At 71.7% G+C, this 16,176-nt stretch carries 18 protein-coding genes; 13 read left to right on the top strand and 5 right to left on the bottom strand.

The window, feature by feature from the left end; all coding sequences use genetic code 11:
- Positions 1 to 10: 10 nt before the first annotated feature.
- Positions 11 to 1,633 carry an FG-GAP-like repeat-containing protein gene (locus AB4091_RS09710; protein WP_442291544.1) on the bottom strand — a complete coding sequence of 541 codons (1,623 nt, stop codon included), beginning with the start codon at positions 1,631 to 1,633 and terminating at the stop codon, positions 11 to 13.
- Positions 1,634 to 1,762: 129 nt separating this feature from the next.
- Here AB4091_RS09710 and dapB point away from each other — a divergent pair, with 129 nt between their 5' ends.
- Together dapB and trhO are read left to right on the top strand one after the other, a co-directional pair.
- Positions 1,763 to 2,569 carry a 4-hydroxy-tetrahydrodipicolinate reductase gene (gene dapB / locus AB4091_RS09705; RefSeq protein ID WP_442291543.1) on the top strand — a complete coding sequence of 269 codons (807 nt, stop codon included), beginning with the start codon at positions 1,763 to 1,765 and terminating at the stop codon, positions 2,567 to 2,569.
- A gap of 10 nt (positions 2,570 to 2,579) precedes the next feature.
- Positions 2,580 to 3,503, top strand: coding sequence for an oxygen-dependent tRNA uridine(34) hydroxylase TrhO (gene trhO, locus AB4091_RS09700; protein ID WP_442291542.1), 924 nt, complete (start codon positions 2,580 to 2,582; stop codon positions 3,501 to 3,503).
- A gap of 120 nt (positions 3,504 to 3,623) precedes the next feature.
- On the opposite strand, the gene AB4091_RS09695 is transcribed toward trhO, so the two are convergent.
- Genes AB4091_RS09695 through AB4091_RS09680 form a run of 4 tightly spaced genes read right to left on the bottom strand, consistent with a single transcriptional unit; the run spans position 3,624 to position 5,682 of the window.
- Positions 3,624 to 3,998 carry an MmcQ/YjbR family DNA-binding protein gene (locus tag AB4091_RS09695; RefSeq protein WP_442291541.1) on the bottom strand — a complete coding sequence of 125 codons (375 nt, stop codon included), beginning with the start codon at positions 3,996 to 3,998 and terminating at the stop codon, positions 3,624 to 3,626.
- A gap of 3 nt (positions 3,999 to 4,001) precedes the next feature.
- On the bottom strand, positions 4,002 to 4,316 hold the full coding sequence (locus AB4091_RS09690) for an AzlD domain-containing protein (protein WP_442291540.1): 315 nt from the start codon (positions 4,314 to 4,316) through the stop codon (positions 4,002 to 4,004).
- On the bottom strand, positions 4,313 to 5,086 hold the full coding sequence (locus tag AB4091_RS09685; protein ID WP_442291539.1) for an AzlC family ABC transporter permease: 774 nt from the start codon (positions 5,084 to 5,086) through the stop codon (positions 4,313 to 4,315). The genes AB4091_RS09690 and AB4091_RS09685 overlap by 4 nt, the downstream gene beginning before the upstream one ends.
- Entirely contained in the window at positions 5,083 to 5,682 is a 600-nt protein-coding gene (locus AB4091_RS09680; protein ID WP_442291538.1) for a GNAT family N-acetyltransferase, read from the bottom strand. Before AB4091_RS09680 ends, AB4091_RS09685 begins: the two co-directional genes overlap by 4 nt.
- 95 nt (positions 5,683 to 5,777) lie before the next feature.
- On the opposite strand from AB4091_RS09680, the gene paaA reads away from it, so the two are divergent.
- The 11 genes from paaA (at position 5,778) to AB4091_RS09625 (ending at position 16,175) form a co-directional block, all read left to right on the top strand.
- Complete coding sequence (paaA, locus tag AB4091_RS09675) at positions 5,778 to 6,839, top strand: 1,2-phenylacetyl-CoA epoxidase subunit PaaA (RefSeq protein WP_442291537.1); 1,062 nt, start codon at positions 5,778 to 5,780, stop codon at positions 6,837 to 6,839.
- Positions 6,836 to 7,144: a 1,2-phenylacetyl-CoA epoxidase subunit PaaB gene (gene paaB, locus AB4091_RS09670; RefSeq protein WP_442291536.1), complete on the top strand. Its 309-nt coding sequence runs from the start codon at positions 6,836 to 6,838 to the stop codon at positions 7,142 to 7,144. Before paaA ends, paaB begins: the two co-directional genes overlap by 4 nt.
- A complete protein-coding gene (gene paaC, locus AB4091_RS09665; RefSeq protein ID WP_442291535.1) occupies positions 7,141 to 7,941 on the top strand; it encodes a 1,2-phenylacetyl-CoA epoxidase subunit PaaC in 801 nt (266 codons plus the stop codon). Before paaB ends, paaC begins: the two co-directional genes overlap by 4 nt.
- A gap of 11 nt (positions 7,942 to 7,952) precedes the next feature.
- The gene (paaD, locus tag AB4091_RS09660; RefSeq protein ID WP_442291534.1) at positions 7,953 to 8,447 is read left to right on the top strand and encodes a 1,2-phenylacetyl-CoA epoxidase subunit PaaD; all 495 of its coding nucleotides are present in this window, start codon (positions 7,953 to 7,955) and stop codon (positions 8,445 to 8,447) included.
- Positions 8,447 to 9,601 (top strand): 1,2-phenylacetyl-CoA epoxidase subunit PaaE, encoded by a 1,155-nt coding sequence (gene paaE / locus AB4091_RS09655; RefSeq protein WP_442291533.1) that lies wholly within the window; start codon positions 8,447 to 8,449, stop codon positions 9,599 to 9,601. Before paaD ends, paaE begins: the two co-directional genes overlap by 1 nt.
- A gap of 60 nt (positions 9,602 to 9,661) precedes the next feature.
- Positions 9,662 to 10,759, top strand: coding sequence for an alpha/beta hydrolase (locus AB4091_RS09650; protein WP_442291532.1), 1,098 nt, complete (start codon positions 9,662 to 9,664; stop codon positions 10,757 to 10,759).
- A gap of 39 nt (positions 10,760 to 10,798) precedes the next feature.
- Entirely contained in the window at positions 10,799 to 11,905 is a 1,107-nt protein-coding gene (locus AB4091_RS09645) for an FAD-dependent oxidoreductase (protein WP_442291531.1), read from the top strand.
- Positions 11,906 to 11,998: 93 nt separating this feature from the next.
- Positions 11,999 to 12,814: a thymidylate synthase gene (locus AB4091_RS09640; RefSeq protein WP_442291530.1), complete on the top strand. Its 816-nt coding sequence runs from the start codon at positions 11,999 to 12,001 to the stop codon at positions 12,812 to 12,814.
- A gap of 28 nt (positions 12,815 to 12,842) precedes the next feature.
- Positions 12,843 to 13,340, top strand: a complete 498-nt coding sequence (locus tag AB4091_RS09635) for a dihydrofolate reductase (RefSeq protein ID WP_442291529.1) — start codon at positions 12,843 to 12,845, stop codon at positions 13,338 to 13,340.
- 199 nt (positions 13,341 to 13,539) lie between these two features.
- On the top strand, positions 13,540 to 14,424 hold the full coding sequence (dapA, locus tag AB4091_RS09630; protein ID WP_442291528.1) for a 4-hydroxy-tetrahydrodipicolinate synthase: 885 nt from the start codon (positions 13,540 to 13,542) through the stop codon (positions 14,422 to 14,424).
- A gap of 65 nt (positions 14,425 to 14,489) precedes the next feature.
- The gene (locus AB4091_RS09625; RefSeq protein WP_442291527.1) at positions 14,490 to 16,175 is read left to right on the top strand and encodes a ribonuclease J; all 1,686 of its coding nucleotides are present in this window, start codon (positions 14,490 to 14,492) and stop codon (positions 16,173 to 16,175) included.
- Position 16,176: the final 1 nt, after the last annotated feature.

The following is a 16,176-nucleotide window of genomic DNA, read 5'->3' as shown; positions in this document are numbered from 1 at the left end:
TCGTGCGCCGTCAGAAGATCGCGTTCGCGATGTTCCAACCTGTGCTGACCAGGCGCGGGGTCGACCATCCGTTCGTCGCCGTCCGGGGGTAGAGGAACAGCTGGCCGGCGGCGTTGCGAGCCAGGAGGTCGCCGACCCGGTCACTGGTGAAGTCTCCCGGCGACATGACGGCGGTGAACTGGTTCCAGCCCGCCCCGACCCGCACCGGCGCCCCGAAGCCGCCCCTGCCGGTGCCGACGAGCAGCCACAGGTAGCCCGTCGCCCGCTCTCGCGCCATGAGGTCCGGCCTGCCGTCGGCGCTGACGTCACCGACCGGCACGAGCAGGTCGTAGCGGTTCCAGCCGGTCGCGACGCGCACCCTCGGACCCAGCCCTCCGCGACCGTTGCCGGGGTAGAGGAAGAGCTCGCCCGTGGACGCCTGGCGCGCCAGCAGGTCGACCCGCTGGTCGCCGTTGAGGTCGCCGGGTCCGACGACGGCGTTCATGACGTTCCAGCCGGTGCCGAGCAGGATGGCGGGCGCGATGAAGGCGCCCTTCCCGGTGCCCCGGAACATCCACAGGTAGCCATTCGTGCGTTGCCGCACGACGACGTCCGGGCTGCCGTCGCCGCTGAGGTCGCCGACCGTCTCGAGCACGTTGTAGGCGCTCCAGTTCGAGCCGATCGTGATGCCGGCCGCGTGGCTCCCGCGGCCGTCCCCGGCGTAGAGCTTCAGGGCCCCGGACGTCCAACGCGCGATGACGTCGCCGCGCCAGTCCCCGTTGAAGTCGGCGGTGGACGCGGTGAGGGTGGACGCGGGCAGGGGCAGCGTGGCGAGGTCGTAGGTGCCGCACGTGCGGTCGAGGTCCGACCCGGCGTCCCACCACTGTGCGAGGTACACCCGGCCCCCCGAGAAGCTCGGTTGGGTGCACCGGTCGAGCGCCTCGGTCGGGTAGTCCAGCGTGCCGGCCGTCGCCCACACCGGGACGCCCGGCAGCCACCACGACCCCGTGATCGACTGCCAGCCGGTCGCGTTGGCGTAGAGGCCGTAGGAGAGTCCGGAGTCGTGCAGGCCACGCATGATGCCCTCGATGACGTAGCGGTTCTCGACCCGCTGGGCGGTCGTGCTCGACGGCCAGGGCTGCCTCCGCGGCGCGGTGTCGCGCGGCTCGACGTCGATCCACACCATCCGGGGCTGCCAGCCGGCGACGCGCCGGATGGTGGCGGCCGCGTAGCTCGACTCGGCGTAGCCGACGTTCGACAGGCGGCCTGCCCTGCTGCTGGCCGCCCAGGGACCGCTCGAGGCGTACGCGGTGAGCTGGGCCGCGGTCGGGAAGCCGGCCATCGTGTACGCGTGGGTCGGCTTTGCCAGTCCTCGTGCCCACCCTGCCTGGCTTGCGACACACGGGTTCTCGGTGAAGGGAAGCCCGTTGGTCAGGCCGATGACGACGAACTGGGTCGAGACCGGCGGGAACGTCGAGGGACACTGCGGCCAGGAGATGTCCTGCCCGAAGAGCACCGCGGCCGACGCGGTCGGGGTGCCCGGCGCACCTGGCGCGACGAGGAGTCCCAGCACAACTGCGATGGCGGCGAGCGGGATGAGGGCCAGGTGTCGAAGCCGGGACGAAATCCATTGGTAGCGTGACGATTCGGGCATGCAGACCACTTCCTCCGTTCTTCCAGTGTGCGCCTGCTGCGCCAGGTCGGCGGAGTCCTGTGACCGACGAGTCCGTATGCCGTCGGACAGGGTTCCTGCGTGGGGCGGGGTCCTCGTTAGGCTGGCCCGGTGACCGAAACGACCGACTCGACCGACACGACACGACAGGCGCAGCGCCAGCTCAAGGTCGCCGTCATCGGCGCGCGAGGCCGGATGGGCGCCGAGGCGGTGCGCGCCGTCGAGGCGGACCAGGGGCTCACCCTCGTCGGTGCGTACGGCTCGAAGGACGATCTCGGCGACCTCGGCGGCGCGGAGGTCGCTGTCGAGCTCACCGTCCCCGACGCCTCACCGGCGAACGTGGCCCACTGCGTCGAGCGCGGCATCCACGTCGTCGTCGGCACGACCGGCTGGGACGAGGGGCGGCTCGACGCGCTGCGGCGGCAGCTCAGCGATGCACCCCCGGGGGCAACCGGGGCAGGCGTGGGTGTGCTCATCGCACCCAACTTCGCGATCGGCGCGCTGCTGCTGATGTCCTTCGCCGCCAAGGCCGCCCCCTTCTTCGAGTCGGTCGAGGTCATCGAGCTGCACCATCCGGCCAAGGTCGACGCGCCGTCCGGCACCGCAGCCCGCACGGCGGCCATGATCGGACGGGCACGGTCCGAGGCCGGCTGTCCGGCCGTGCCCGACGCGACCACCCACGACCCCGACGGGGCCCGCGGGGCCACGGTCGACGGCATACCCGTGCACTCCGTGCGCCTGCGTGGTCTCACCGCCCACCAGGAGGTCCTGCTCGGCAACGCGGGCGAGATGCTGACGCTGCGCCACGACTCCTTCGACCGCAGCAGCTTCATGCCCGGGGTCATCGCGGCCGTCCGCGCGGTCGGTGACCACCCCGGGCTCACGGTCGGTCTCGAGCACTACATCGGCCTCACCTGAGGGGGTCCGAGTGGCCATCCCCAAGGTCGTCCTCTTCTACGCGTTCCGGCCCATCGCCGACCCGGAGGCGCTGCGCCTGTGGCAGCGCGACCTCTGCGAAGGCCTGGGCCTGCGGGGGCGGATCCTGCTGTCCCGTCACGGGATCAACGCGACTGTCGGCGGCGACGTGACGGTGCTCAAGACGTACGTCCGCAAGACCCGGGAGTACGCACCGTTCCACGACATCGACGTGAGGTGGAGCGACGGGTCAGGGCTCGACGCACAGGGTCGGAGCCTCGACTTCCCCCGGCTCGTCGTCAAGGCGCGCGAGGAGATCGTGTCGTTCGGCGTGCCCGACGAGGTCGTCGTCGACGAGCACGGCGTGGTCGGCGGCGGCTGGCGCCTGAGCCCGGACGAGCTGGACACGCTCGTCGCCGAGCGGGGCGACGAGGTGGTGCTGCTCGACGGTCGCAACGCCGTCGAGGCTGAGGTGGGGCGTTTCCGCGGCGCCGTCGTGCCCGACGTCCGCAGCACGGCCCAATTCGTCCGTGAGCTCGACTCCGGGCGGTGGGACGACCTCAAGGGACGGCCGGTCGTCACCTACTGCACGGGAGGCATCCGCTGCGAGGTGCTCACCAGCCTCATGCGCTCACGCGGCTTCGACGAGGTCTACCAGCTCGACGGCGGCATCGTGCGCTACGGCGAGCAGCGGGGCGACCGCGGACTGTGGGAGGGCCACCTCTACGTCTTCGACGGGCGCATGACTGTCCCGTTCTCCGACGAGGCCGTCGACCTGGCCGCGTGCTCGGTGTGTGGTGAGCCGACCAGCCGGGTCGCCAACCGCGAGGACCTGCCCGGGCGGCCGCTGCGGCCCGTCTGCGCCGCCCACGCCGCCCACCGCGAGCACGCAGCTCACACCGCCGACACCGCCGACACCGCCGACACCGAGGCCTGACGTCGCTCGTCGGGGACGACGGGACCGGCCCCGGCGACACACCAAGCCCGCACCGGGCAGGGGTGCCACACGAGTGACGCCGCCGACGGGCGCACTTCCTGTGTCCGCCGGACCGAGAGCTCAGTCGCCCCGGCCGTCGAGCAGGGCGCGTACGTCGTCGGGCGCCCGCATGCGCCAGGCATCGGTGACGAGCTCCGCGAGACGTTCCGGCTCGACCCGCTCGAGCCACACCATGACGAGCGGCGAGCCGTCGTAGGCGGGTGTGGTGAAGAAGAGGTCCGGCTCGCCGAGGACGAGCGCCTGCTTCTCCGCCTCGTCACCGACGTAGAGCACCGCGACGTCGGTGCGGATGAGCCGGCGTTGGCCGGGTCGCCGTTCGGGATAGGACCAGACGAAGCCGTGCCCACCGACCCGGAAGTCGAAGCCGTCGCTCGGGATCTCCTGGACCTCGGGCAGCGCCAGGGCCAGGCGGCGTACGTCGTCGGCGTCGGCCACCGGTCAGCCCCAGCCGAGATGGCGAAGAAGAGCTGCCGTGCCGGCGCCGAGCACGACGACGACGATGAACGGTGCTCGCAGCACCAGCGCCACGACGGCCACCCCGACGGCGGCCAGCCTGGCGTCGACCGTCAGCGACCCGTCCGTTCGCGTGAGCGTCTGCGTCGCGATGAGCGCGGCGAGCAGGGCGATCGGCAGGGCCGCGGTGACCCGCTGGACCCGGGGGTCGTCGAGGATGCTCGCCGGCACCAGGTAGCCGGCGAGCTTGAGCCCGAAGGCGATCACCGCGGCCATGAGGACCGCCACCCACATCGTCACGCGGCACCGCCGTTCCGCGGCCCGCGGACCTCCGTCGCCTGCGCACCGGGCGTCGGCGCTCCGGCGCTGCCGCCAGGGGCTCGCCAGGCGAGCAGCGCCGCGAACGCCGCGGCGAGCACGGGGACGCCGGCCGGCAGGCTCGGCCAGAGGACGACGGCGACGACGGCGGCGAGCGCGCCGACGGCCACCGCGTCGCGGCTGCGCAGCCGCGGCCAGAGCAGGGCCGTGAAGGCCGCGCAGGCCGCGGCGTCGAGGCCGTAGGCGCGGGGGTCGCCGAGCCGGTTGCCGAGAAGGGCGCCACCCAGCGTCGTGAGGTTCCAGAGGACGAAGACCGACACCCCGGTGAGCCAGAAGCCGAGCCGCGAGGCGCGCACCGCGTCCTGCGAGACCGCCACGGCCGTCGACTCGTCGATCGTCAGGTGTGCCGCACCGAGGCGCCGCAGACCGCGGACCCCGAGCAGCTGGGTGAGCTCGAGGGCGTAGAGGCCGTTGCGCACCCCGAGCAGGGAAGACGCCGCGATGGCGGCGGGAGCGGCGTTCAGGCCACCCGAGACGATGCCGATGAAGGCGAACTGCGAGCCGCCGGTGAACATCAGCAGCGACAGCGCCACGGCCTGCCAGACGTCGAGTCCGGCGGCGACGGCGAGGGCACCGAAGCTGATGCCGTAGGCGCCGGTCGCGACACCCACCGACAGCGCCTCCCGGACGACGAGCCGGCGCTGGCCCGGGTCGAGGTCCTCGAGTCGCTCGTCGTCGACCTGCCGGCTCACTCCGGCGCCACGGAGGCGCTCAGCCTCAGCTCCCGGGCCGTCGCGCCGTCCTCGCCGACCACGCGCTCACGGTGCGCGCCGTCCGTGACCATCCCGGCGTCGGTGAGAAAGGTCCGCGTGGCGTCATCGCCTGCGAGGACCCAGGCCGCGAGCTCCTCGCGGCCCCGGGCCCGGGCGGTGTCGACGACCGCGTGGAGCAGGCGTGATCCGTGGCCCTGGCGGCGGGCGTCGGGGTGCACGCCGAGCACGAGCAGCTCCGCCGTGCCTGGACCGGCATCGGCGTCGTCCGAGGCTCCCACCGCGGCGAAGCCGACGACCTGCTCTCCGGCGCAGGCGACGAGCAGGACGCCGTCGCTCGACTGCTCGCCCTCGAGGGTGGCCCGCCAGGCGTTGGCGAAGGGTCGTGGCTCGAACGCGTCGACGATCTCGGGAGCGAGCACGCCGGCATACGCCTCACGGAAGACGACGGCCTGCACGAGGCCCACGGCCGGCGCGTCCGACGCCCGAGCCACCCGGACGCTCGCGTCGGCGACGGGCCCGCGCTCGTGGTCGTGCGCGTGTGCGTGGTCAGGTGCGTGCTCGTGATCGTGTGCCACTCCGGCATCCTCTCAGTTCGGGCGGGAGGGCCCGACCCGTGCCCACGACGCGCCCGGCTTTGGCAGCGTGGCCGCCCATCTCGCATACTGGACGCATGTATGGCAACGACGTCATCGACCCGAACGAACCGCTCAATGCGGCCGAGACCCACGCCTACGACGCGGCGGCGGCGCACGACGACCAGCGCGACGGGTCGGACGCCGTCGGGAACGACTTCGACGCCCTCATCGCCGCCGACCAGCGCATCGAGCCGCGCGACGCGATGCCGGAGAAGTACCGCGAGACGCTCATCCGGCAGATCGCCCAGCACGCGCACTCCGAGATCATCGGGATGCAGCCCGAGGGCAACTGGATCACCCGGGCCCCGAGCCTGCGGCGCAAGGCCATCCTCATCGCCAAGGTGCAGGACGAGGCGGGCCACGGCCTCTACCTCTACAGCGCCGCGGAGACCCTCGGCATCGACCGGCAGGAGCTGCTCGAGCGCCTCCACGACGGCCGCCAGAAGTACTCCTCGATCTTCAACTACCCGACGCTGACGTGGGCCGACTGCGGAGCCATCGGCTGGCTCGTCGACGGCGCGGCGATCATGAACCAGGTGCCGCTGTGCCGCTGCTCCTACGGGCCGTACGCGCGCGCCATGATCCGCGTGTGCAAGGAGGAGAGCTTCCACCAGCGCCAGGGGTTCGAGATCCTCTGGAACCTGATGCGCGGCACCGAGGCGCAGCAGGCGATGGCGCAGGACGCCGCCAACCGCTGGTGGTGGCCGGCGCTCGCCATGTTCGGGCCACCCGACACCGGTGAGGCGGCCAAGGGCGGCGGCCACACCGAGCAGTCGATGGCCTGGGGCATCAAGCGCTTCGCCAACGACGACCTGCGCCAGAAGTTCGTCGACATGATGGTGCCGCAGGCCGAGAAGCTCGGCATCGTGCTGCCCGACCCCGAGCTGCGCTGGAACGACGAGCGCGGTCACTACGACTTCGGCGAGATCGACTGGGACGAGTTCTGGCAGGTCCTGCGCGGCGACGGCCCGTGCAACGCCGAGCGGATCACGCACCGGCGCAGGGCCCACGAGGAGGGCGCCTGGGTGCGTGAGGCAGCCAACGCGTACGCCGCCAAGCAGGCGACCCGTGACAAGCAGAAGGAGAGTGCCGCGTGACCGAAGCACCCGAGAGGGCCTTCGAGAGGAGCTGGCCGCTCTGGGAGGTGTTCGTCCGTGGCAAGCGAGGGCTCTCGCACGTCCACGTCGGCTCGCTCCACGCTCCCGATGCGACGTTCGCGCTGCGCAACGCTCGCGACGTCTACACCCGCCGCCAGGAGGGCGTCTCGATCTGGGTCGTGCGCGCCGACGACGTCACCGCGAGCAGCCCGACCGAGAAGGACTCCTTCTTCGACCCGGCCGCCGACAAGATCTACCGGCACCCGACGTTCTACGACGTGCCCGAGGATGTCGAGTACCTGTGACCACCCCACACAGCTCTCCGCCTCGCTCCGAGAACTCCGGTGGCACGAAGCCGTATGCGGCATACCTGCTGGGTCTGGCCGACGACGCGATGGTCTACGCCCAGCGGCTGGGGGAGTGGATGACCAACGCCCCCCAGATCGAGGAGGACATGGCGCTCGGCAACATCGCCCTGGACCTGCTCGGCCAGGCGCGCGGCCTCTACCCCTACGTCGGGTCCATCGACGGCACCGGCCGCGGCGAGGACGACTTCGCGATGGTGCGCGACGAGCGCGAATGGCACAACGTCCACCTCGTCGAGCAGGAGCGGGGCGACTTCGCCGACGAGATGGCGCGGCTGTTGTGGTTCTCCGCCTACCAGGTCGAGCTGCACGCTGCCCTCACCGGCTCCACCGACGACGTCGTGGCCGGTGTGGCGGGCAAGGCGCTCAAGGAGGTGCGCTACCACCTCGACCACGCGTCGCTGTGGGTCGTGCGCCTCGGTGACGGCACCGACGAGTCGAAGCGGCGCATGCAGGCTGCTCTCGAGCGCGTGCTGCCCTATCTCGCAGAGCTGTTCGACGACGACGAGGCCTCGGTGCAGGCGGCCGGGCTCGGCGCGGGTGTGCGGCCGTCGGCCCTGCACGACCCCGTCGTCGCGCGGGTGAAGGCCGTCGTCTCGGAGGCGACGCTGTCCCTGCCCGACGGGTCGTCCTGGCGTTCGCGCGGGGGCCGGTCGGGCGTGCACTCCCGGCCGATGGGCTACCTCCTCGCCGAGATGCAGCACATCGCGCGGTCGCACCCCGGCGCGACGTGGTGACTGCATTGGCGGTGGAATCCGCTGTCGCAGAGGCGATCTCACGCATCCCTGATCCAGAGGTGCCGGTCATCAGCATCGCCGACCTCGGCATCCTGCGGGCGGTCGAGGTCGACGAGGCGTCACGCTCGGTCGTCGTCACCATCACGCCGACCTACAGCGGGTGCCCGGCGATGGAGGCCATCGCGTCACGCATCGCCTTCGAGGCACACCGCCACGGTTATGCGGCCGACGTTCGCACGCAGCTGTCGCCGCCGTGGACCACCGACTGGATGACCGACGACGGCAAGGCCGCGCTGCAGCGCTTCGGCATCGCACCGCCCGGGCCCGTCGAGCCGGGGGAGACCCGCGGCCCGGTGGCGGTGACGCTCTCCCGTCACGTCGTCGCCTGCCCCCGGTGCGGCTCCGCCGACACGACCGAGATCGCCCACTTCGGCTCGACCGCGTGCAAGGCCCTGCGCCGCTGCAACGCGTGCCTGGAGCCGTTCGACGAGTTCAAGGCCATCTGATGACCGACGTCACCACCCAGCCCACCGCCGGCGAGGGCGCCGCCCCGGCCGGACCAGCCGCCGTGCGCCACCGTGCCCGCTTCCACCCGCTCACCGTCTCCACGGTCGAGCGCCTCACCGAGGAGGCGGTCGCGGTCACCTTCGAGGTGCCCGAGAACCTCGTCGACGAGTTCGTGTTCGAGCCGGGCCAGCACCTGACCCTGCGCGCCACGATCGCGGGCCAGGACGTCCGCCAGTCCTACTCCATCTGCCAGTCGCGTCGCGCCGACCCCACGGGCCGCCACCTCAGGGTCGCCGCCGCACAGGTGCCCGAGGGCCGCATGTCCACCTGGCTCAACGGGGGCGTCTCGCCCGGCGACCTCGTCGAGGTCATGACGCCCGCCGGCTCGTTCACCTGCCCGACCCAGCCCGACGGCATACGCCATCACGTCGCGATCGCGGCCGGCTCGGGCATCACGCCCGTGCTGTCGCTGCTGACCAGCGCGCTCGAGGAGGAGCCCGGGTCGCGAGCGACCCTCCTCTTCGGCAACCGCCGCACGAGCACGATCATGTTCCTCGAGGAGCTCGAGGACCTCAAGAACCGCTTCCCGGGGCGCTTCCACCTCGTCAACGTGCTATCGCGCGAGGCGCAGGACGTCGAGCTCTTCTCGGGCCGACTCGATCCCGAGCGTCTGAGCGCGATCTTCTCGTCGTTGCTGCCTGTCGACTCGGTCGACGAGTGGTACCTCTGCGGACCGTTCGGCCTCGTCACGGGCGCCGAGGCGCTGCTCAAGGATCGGGGCGTCGACGGGCACCACATCCACCACGAGATCTTCCACGTCGACGACGGCACCGAGCCGCGCCGCAAGGTCGTCGTCGACGACTCCGCGCCGCCCGAGGCGACCGTCACGGTCAACCTCGACGGGCGCACGACGGTGATCCCGATGCCGAGTCGCGAGGAGACCATCCTCGACGCGACGCTGCGGGCCCGTCCCGATGCGCCGTTCTCGTGCACCAACGGTGTCTGCGGCACCTGTCGCGCGCGCCTCGTCTCCGGCGAGGTCCGGATGGACCGCAACTACGCGCTCGAGCCCGAGGAGGTCTCGGCCGGCATCGTCCTCGCCTGCCAGAGCCACCCGGTCACCGACGAGGTCTCGCTCGACTACGACGCCTGAGAACCGGACGTGGGAGCCACACAGCGGTCCACCGCCGACGCAAGCCGGCGGGGGTGAGCGGTGGCCGCGCGAGCCATGACCCGCCGGGTCGCGAAGGTCGCCGAGTCCGTCGGCAGGCTGCTCCTCTGGCTCGTGGCCGCGGGTCTGGTCGCGGCCGGGGGCGGGCTGCTGCCCCACCTCTCCCACGGGCTCTCCCTCGCGTCGGTCCTCGCGGTCGCCCTCACCGTGGCGGGACTGCTGCTGCTCGTGGTGCTCAGCCGGTCGGTGTGGCGGCGTCACGGGTGGCCGACGCGCCTGACCATGGTGCCGGCGACCCTGCTGCTCGTGGCCCTCGCGCTGCTCACCCTGGGGCAGGCGGTCGCCGCCACGGTCGTGCCGAGGGGGACGCTCGGCGCGACCCCGCGCGACGTGGGGCTGGGTTTCGTGGACCTGAGACTGCGCACCGCCGACGGGGTGGACCTAGCGGGGTGGTACGTCCCGTCGTCGAACGGTGCCGCGGTGGTGCTGCTGCACGGAGCGGGGTCCACGAGGTCCGACGTGCTCGACCGGGCACGGGTGCTGGCCGGGCGTGGCTACGGGGTGCTGCTCGTCGACGCGCGAGGGCACGGCGCCAGCGGCGGTCGCGCCATGGACTTCGGCTGGTGGGGTGACCTCGACGTGCGTGCCGCCGTCGACGGCCTCGTGTCCCGACCCGACGTGACCGACGGCAGGATCGCCGTGGTCGGGCTGTCGATGGGCGGCGAGGAGGCGATCGGCGCGCTGGCGTCCGACCGCCGCATCCGCGCCGTGGTCGCGGAGGGGGCGACCCACCGGGTGGCGGCCGACCGCGACTGGCTGGTGGATCGTCACGGGGCGCGCGGCTGGGTGCAGGTTCAGCTCGACCGGCTCACGTACGCCCTCGCCGACCTCCTGACGCCGGCCAGCCCGCCCGGAACGCTCCGCGAGTCGGTCGCGCGAGCGGCGCCCCGGCCCGTCCTGCTCGTCGCCGCCGCAGACAGGCCGGACGAGAAGGAGGCTGCCGACGCGATCGCGGCGGCCTCGCCGCACGACGTCGCGGTCTGGGTCGCGCCGGGCGGACACACGGCCGCACTCGCCGCGTCCCCGCAGGAGTGGGTCCGGCGGGTGGGTGGCTTCCTCGACTCCGCCCTCGGTGGCTGAGGACGGGAAGAGCGTCGGCTCGTTGAGCGTTCAACGAGCATGGGTGAAGAGGTCGTCGACACGGTCGTGATCGGTGCCGGTCAGGCCGGGCTGTCGGCGGCGTACCACCTCCAGCGGCTGGGGGTCGGCTCCTTCGTGGTGCTCGACGCCAACGACGTCCCCGGCGGCGCGTGGCAGCACCGCTGGGACAGCCTCACCATGCGCGACGTCCACGGAGTCGCAGACCTCCCCGGTATGCCGTTGGGCGAGGTGGACGAGGGCGCCCGGGCGAACGTCGTGGTCCCGGCGTACTTCGCCGCCTACGAGGGGTACTTCGGCCTGCCGGTGGAGCGACCGGTCGGCGTGCGAGGCGTGGCGCCGGTGGACGACGCCCGCGACGGACTGCTCCGGGTGGAGACAAGCCGGGGGACGTGGCTGGCGCGCTCCGTCGTCAACGCGACCGGCACGTGGGAGAGCCCGTTCCGGCCCCACTACCCGGGCATCGAGACCTTCCGTGGGCGCCAGCTGCACACCGCCGACTACGCCGGACCCGACGCGCTCTCGGGGCTCCGGGTGGTCGTCGTCGGCGGTGGCGCCTCGGCCGTGCAGATAATCGGCGAGCTCGCCCCGGTGGCGCACACGACCTGGGTGACCCGACGCGAGCCGGTCTGGCGCACAGGGCCGTTCACCGAAGACGCGGGGCGACAGGCGGTAGCGCTGGTCGAGGAGCGGGTCGCGCGCGGACTGGCGCCGCAGAGCGTCGTCAGCGTGACCGGGCTGCTCCTACGTCCTCAGGAGTCGCGTGCAGCCGCGCTCGGGGCGTACCACCGTCGCCCGATGTTCGCGCGCGTCGAGCCCCAAGGCGTGCGGTGGGCCGACGGGTCGTTCGAGCCCGCCGACGTGATCCTCTGGGCGACCGGGTTCCGCCCGACCGTCGGGCACCTCGCGCCGCTCCACCTCCGGAGCCCGCACGGCGGCATACGGCTCCGGGCGCCCTACGACCGGCACACCTTCACGACCTCGACCGCCGACCCCCGCATCCACTTCGTCGGCTACGGCCCGTCGGCCTCGACGATCGGTGCGAACCGGGCGGGCCGCGCCGCCGCCCGCGCCGTCGCCGACCAGCTCTGCGCGGACCACCCCGCCGCCGACGCCCACACCGCCTGACCGACCGCCGGTTCGAGGTATCAGCGCGTCACATGGGACGCGCTGATACCTCGAACCGAGGCGGAGTGGGTGCAGCGGGTTACGCTTCCCGACGTGCGGCAGTACCTCGACCTCCTCGACCACGTCCTGACCCATGGCCAGGAGAAGTCCGACCGGACCGGCACCGGGACGCTCAGCGTCTTCGGGCACCAGATGCGCTTCGACCTCGCCGACGGCTTCCCGGCCATGACGACGAAGAAGCTGCACCTGCGCTCGATCATCGGCGAGCTGCTGTGGTTCCTCCGCGGCGACACCAACGTGCACTGGCTGCAGGAGCGCGGCATCTCGATCTGGGACGAGTGGGCCGACCCGGCCACGGGCGATCTCGGCCCCATCTACGGCTACCAGTGGCGGTCCTGGCCGACCCCCGACGGCCGCCGGGTCGACCAGATCGCCAAGGTGATCGAGCAGATCCGCACCAACCCCGACAGCCGCCGGCTCATCGTCTCGGCATGGAACGTCGCCGACGTCGACGACATGGCCCTGCCGCCGTGCCACACGATGTTCCAGTTCTACGTCTCGCCGCCCGCAGCTGACGGTCGCCGCCGGCTCTCGTGCCAGCTCTACCAGCGCAGCGCAGACATCTTCCTCGGCGTGCCGTTCAACATCGCCAGCTACGCGCTGCTGACGCAGATGGTCGCCCAGCTGACCGACCTCGAGCCGGGGGAGTTCGTGCACACCCTGGGCGACGCGCACCTCTACCTCAACCACCTCGAGCAGGCACGCCTGCAGCTGAGCCGCACGCCGCACGCGCTCCCGACGATGCGCATCACACCCGGCAAGACGAACATCGACGACTTCGACCTCGACGACTTCGAGCTGGTCGACTACGTGGCCGAGCCCGGCATCAGGGCACCCATCGCCGTCTGAGCACGGCAGGTCTGGGAGCCTTGGCGGCATGACCGACGTGCGCCCGAACGTGACGATGATCGCCGCCGTCGGGCGCAACGGCGTGATCGGCGACGGGCTGACCATGCCGTGGCACCTGTCCGAGGACCTCCGGTTCTTCAAGCGCACGACGATGGGCCACCCCATGGTGATGGGTCGGCGAACCTTCGACTCGATGGGCGTGCTGCCGGGTCGGCGCAGCATCGTGGTCACGCGCAGCCCCGAGTGGAGCCACGACGGTGTCGAGGTCGCCCACTCGCTCGAGCAGGCTCTCGACCGCGTCGCCGGCGAGGGCGAGGTCTTCGTCGTCGGCGGGGGAGAGCTCTACCGCCTCGCGATGCCGTATGCCGCCCGACTCCTCGTCACCGAGGTCGACCAGTCACCCGAGGGCTCGGTCACCTTCCCCGACATCGACCGGGATGTCTTCACGGAGACCTTCCGGGAGGCTCACGACGGCTTCGCTTGGGTGACCTACGAGCGATCTTCCGGCCGTCCCGGAACTTCGTGAAAGAAAGTTCGGCCCGGCTGTAACGCCTCCGGCGCGACCGCGATGTAGGGGGTGGCGAGGCACTACTCGGACCCCCGAGCGAGTAGTGCCTCGCCTCTGCGTTCGCCCCCGGACGTCCCTCGAGAGCGTGTGACCGCCCGTGACGCGCGCACGTGGGCGCACGCGAAGGCGCGCAGCACGGAGCGCTAACCTTGGGCCCATGGCTGACGCACCCGCCCTCGGACGTGTTCTCTCGGCGATCGTCACACCCATGCGGACCGACGGCTCGCTCGACCTCGACGCGGCGCAGCGCCTCGCGACGCACCTCGTCGACGCCGGACACGACGGCCTCGTCGTCTCCGGCACGACCGGCGAGTCGCCGACGACGTCGGCGGCCGAGAAGGACGAGCTGCTCAGGGCGGTCGTCGAGGCCGTGGGCGATCGCTGCGTCATCATCGCCGGGGCCGGGAGCAACGACACCGCCAAGAGCCTGGAGTCCGTGCGGATGGCGCAGAAGGCCGGGGCCGACGCGGTGCTCGCCGTGACGCCCTACTACAACAAGCCGCCCCAGGCTGGGCTGGTCGCGCACTTCACGGCGATCGCCGACGCAAGCGACCTGCCGGTCATGGTCTACGACATCCCCGGGCGGTCAGGAATCGCCATCGCGCGTGAGACCTACCTGCGCATCGCCGAGCACGAGCGCATCGCGGCGGTCAAGGACGCCCGTGGCGACCTCTGGTTCGCCAGCGAGATGATGCAGGAGACCGGGCTCGACTGGTACTCCGGCGACGACGCGATGAACCTCGGCCACTTCGCCAACGGGGCCGTGGGCTTCGTCGGCGTCACCTCACAGGTGGCTCCCACGGCATACCGCGAGATGGCCGATGCCGTCGTCGAGGGGCGCTGGGACGACGCCCGCGCGGTGCACCGCCGCCTCACGCCCCTCGTCAACGCCGTCATGAACGTCACCCAGGGCGCGATCATGGCCAAGGCCGGTCTCGCCCTCCAGGGCGTCATCGCCTCACCGGTCGTCCGGCTGCCGCTCGTCGAGGCCGACGACGCCCAGACCGCGCTCGTGCGTGACGCCATCTCGGCGGTCGAATGACCGCCGCCTGACCTCTGCCCGGAGCCCACGTCGGCCCGGGCGCACCACCCAACGACAGGACACCTGTGAGCCATCCCCACCCCGAGCTGACCACACCACGCGCCCTTCCCGACAATGGCCTGCGGGTCGTCGCACTCGGTGGGCTCGGCGAGGTCGGACGCAACATGGCCGTCCTCGAGACCAAGGGCAAGCTCCTGGTCATCGACTGCGGCGTCCTCTTCCCGGAGGACCACCACCCGGGCGTCGACCTCATCCTCCCGGACTTCAGCTACATCGAGGACCGCCTCGACGACATCGAGGCGATCGTCCTCACGCACGGCCACGAGGACCACATCGGCGCGGTCCCGTACCTGCTGAAGCTCAAGGGCGACATCCCGCTCATCGGCTCGACGCTGACCCTCGCCCTGGTCGAGGCCAAGCTCAAGGAGCACCGCATCCGGCCGTACTCCATGGCGGTCAAGGAGGGCCAGCGCGAGCGCCTCGGCGTCTTCGACCTGGAGTTCGTCGCGGTCAACCACTCGATCCCCGACGCGCTGGCCGTGTTCGTGCGCACGGAGGCAGGCACGCTGCTGCACACCGGCGACTTCAAGATGGACCAGCTGCCGCTCGACGGCCGCCTCACCGACCTGCGTGCCTTCGCCCGCCTCGGCGAGGAGGGCGTCGACCTCTTCCTCACCGACTCGACCAACGCCGACGTGCCCGGCTTCACCACCCCCGAGCTCGAGATCGCGCCGGCCATCGACAAGGTCTTCCGTCACGCCGAGCGGCGCATCATCGTCGCCTGCTTCAGCAGCCACGTGCACCGCGTCCAGCAGGTGCTCGACGCCGCCGAGAAGGCCGGCCGCAAGGTGGCCATGGTCGGCCGCTCCATGGTGCGCAACATGGGCATCGCCTCCGAGCTCGGCTACCTCAAGGTGCCCGACGGCATCCTCATCGACATCAAGAAGATCGACAGCCTGCGCGACGACCAGCTCGTCCTCATCTGCACCGGCTCGCAGGGCGAGCCGATGGCGGCGCTGTCGCGGATGGCCAACCGTGACCACCGCATCGACGTGGGTCCCGGCGACACGGTGCTGCTCGCCAGCAGCCTCATCCCGGGCAACGAGAACGCCGTCTACCGCATCATCAACGGCCTCATGCGTCTCGGTGCCAATGTCGTGCACAAGGGCAACGCGAAGGTGCACGTCTCCGGCCACGCCAGCGCCGGCGAGCTCCTCTACTGCTACAACATCGTCAAGCCGCGCAACGTCCTGCCGGTCCACGGCGAGTGGCGACACATGTACGCCAACGCGCAGCTCGCGATCCAGTCGGGCGTCCACCCCGACAACGTCGTGCTGGCCGAGGACGGCGTCGTCGTCGACCTGGTCGACGGCCAGGCGTCGGTCGCCGGTGTCGTCGAGTGCGGCTACGTCTACGTCGACGGCAGCAGCGTCGGCGGTGCCGACGAGGCACTGCTCAAGGACCGCCGCATCCTGCGTGACGAGGGCTTCATCACGTGCATCGTGGTGCTCGACGCAGCGACCGGCAAGATCGCGAGCGGTCCCGAGATCACGGCCCGCGGCTTCGTCGAGGACGAGGAGATCTTCCAGCAGGTCATCCCGAAGGTGGAGCGGGCCATCGAGGAGGCCGTGGCCAACGGCGTGCGCGACGACCAGCAGCTCCAGCAGGTCATCCGCCGGACCGTCGGCTCGTGGGTCGGTGGCAAGATCCGTCGCCGGCCGATGATCATCCCGGTCGTGCTGCAGGCCTGAG

Origin of the sequence: Terrabacter sp. 2RAF25 (assembly GCF_052115265.1) — a bacterium.
Classification (GTDB): domain Bacteria; phylum Actinomycetota; class Actinomycetes; order Actinomycetales; family Dermatophilaceae; genus Terrabacter.
This window is presented reverse-complemented; position numbering and strand designations above follow the sequence as displayed.

Bases quoted from the DNA above. Each gene is read 5' to 3' on its own strand.
- AB4091_RS09710 (WP_442291544.1), bottom strand. From the start codon at position 1,633: ATGCCCGAATCGTCACGCTACCAATGGATTTCGTCCCGGCTTCGACAC.
- paaA (WP_442291537.1), top strand. From the start codon at position 5,778: ATGTATGGCAACGACGTCATCGACCCGAACGAACCGCTCAATGCGGCC.
- paaE (WP_442291533.1), top strand. From the start codon at position 8,447: ATGACCGACGTCACCACCCAGCCCACCGCCGGCGAGGGCGCCGCCCCG.
- AB4091_RS09645 (WP_442291531.1), top strand. From the start codon at position 10,799: ATGGGTGAAGAGGTCGTCGACACGGTCGTGATCGGTGCCGGTCAGGCC.
- AB4091_RS09635 (WP_442291529.1), top strand. From the start codon at position 12,843: ATGACCGACGTGCGCCCGAACGTGACGATGATCGCCGCCGTCGGGCGC.
- dapA (WP_442291528.1), top strand. From the start codon at position 13,540: ATGGCTGACGCACCCGCCCTCGGACGTGTTCTCTCGGCGATCGTCACA.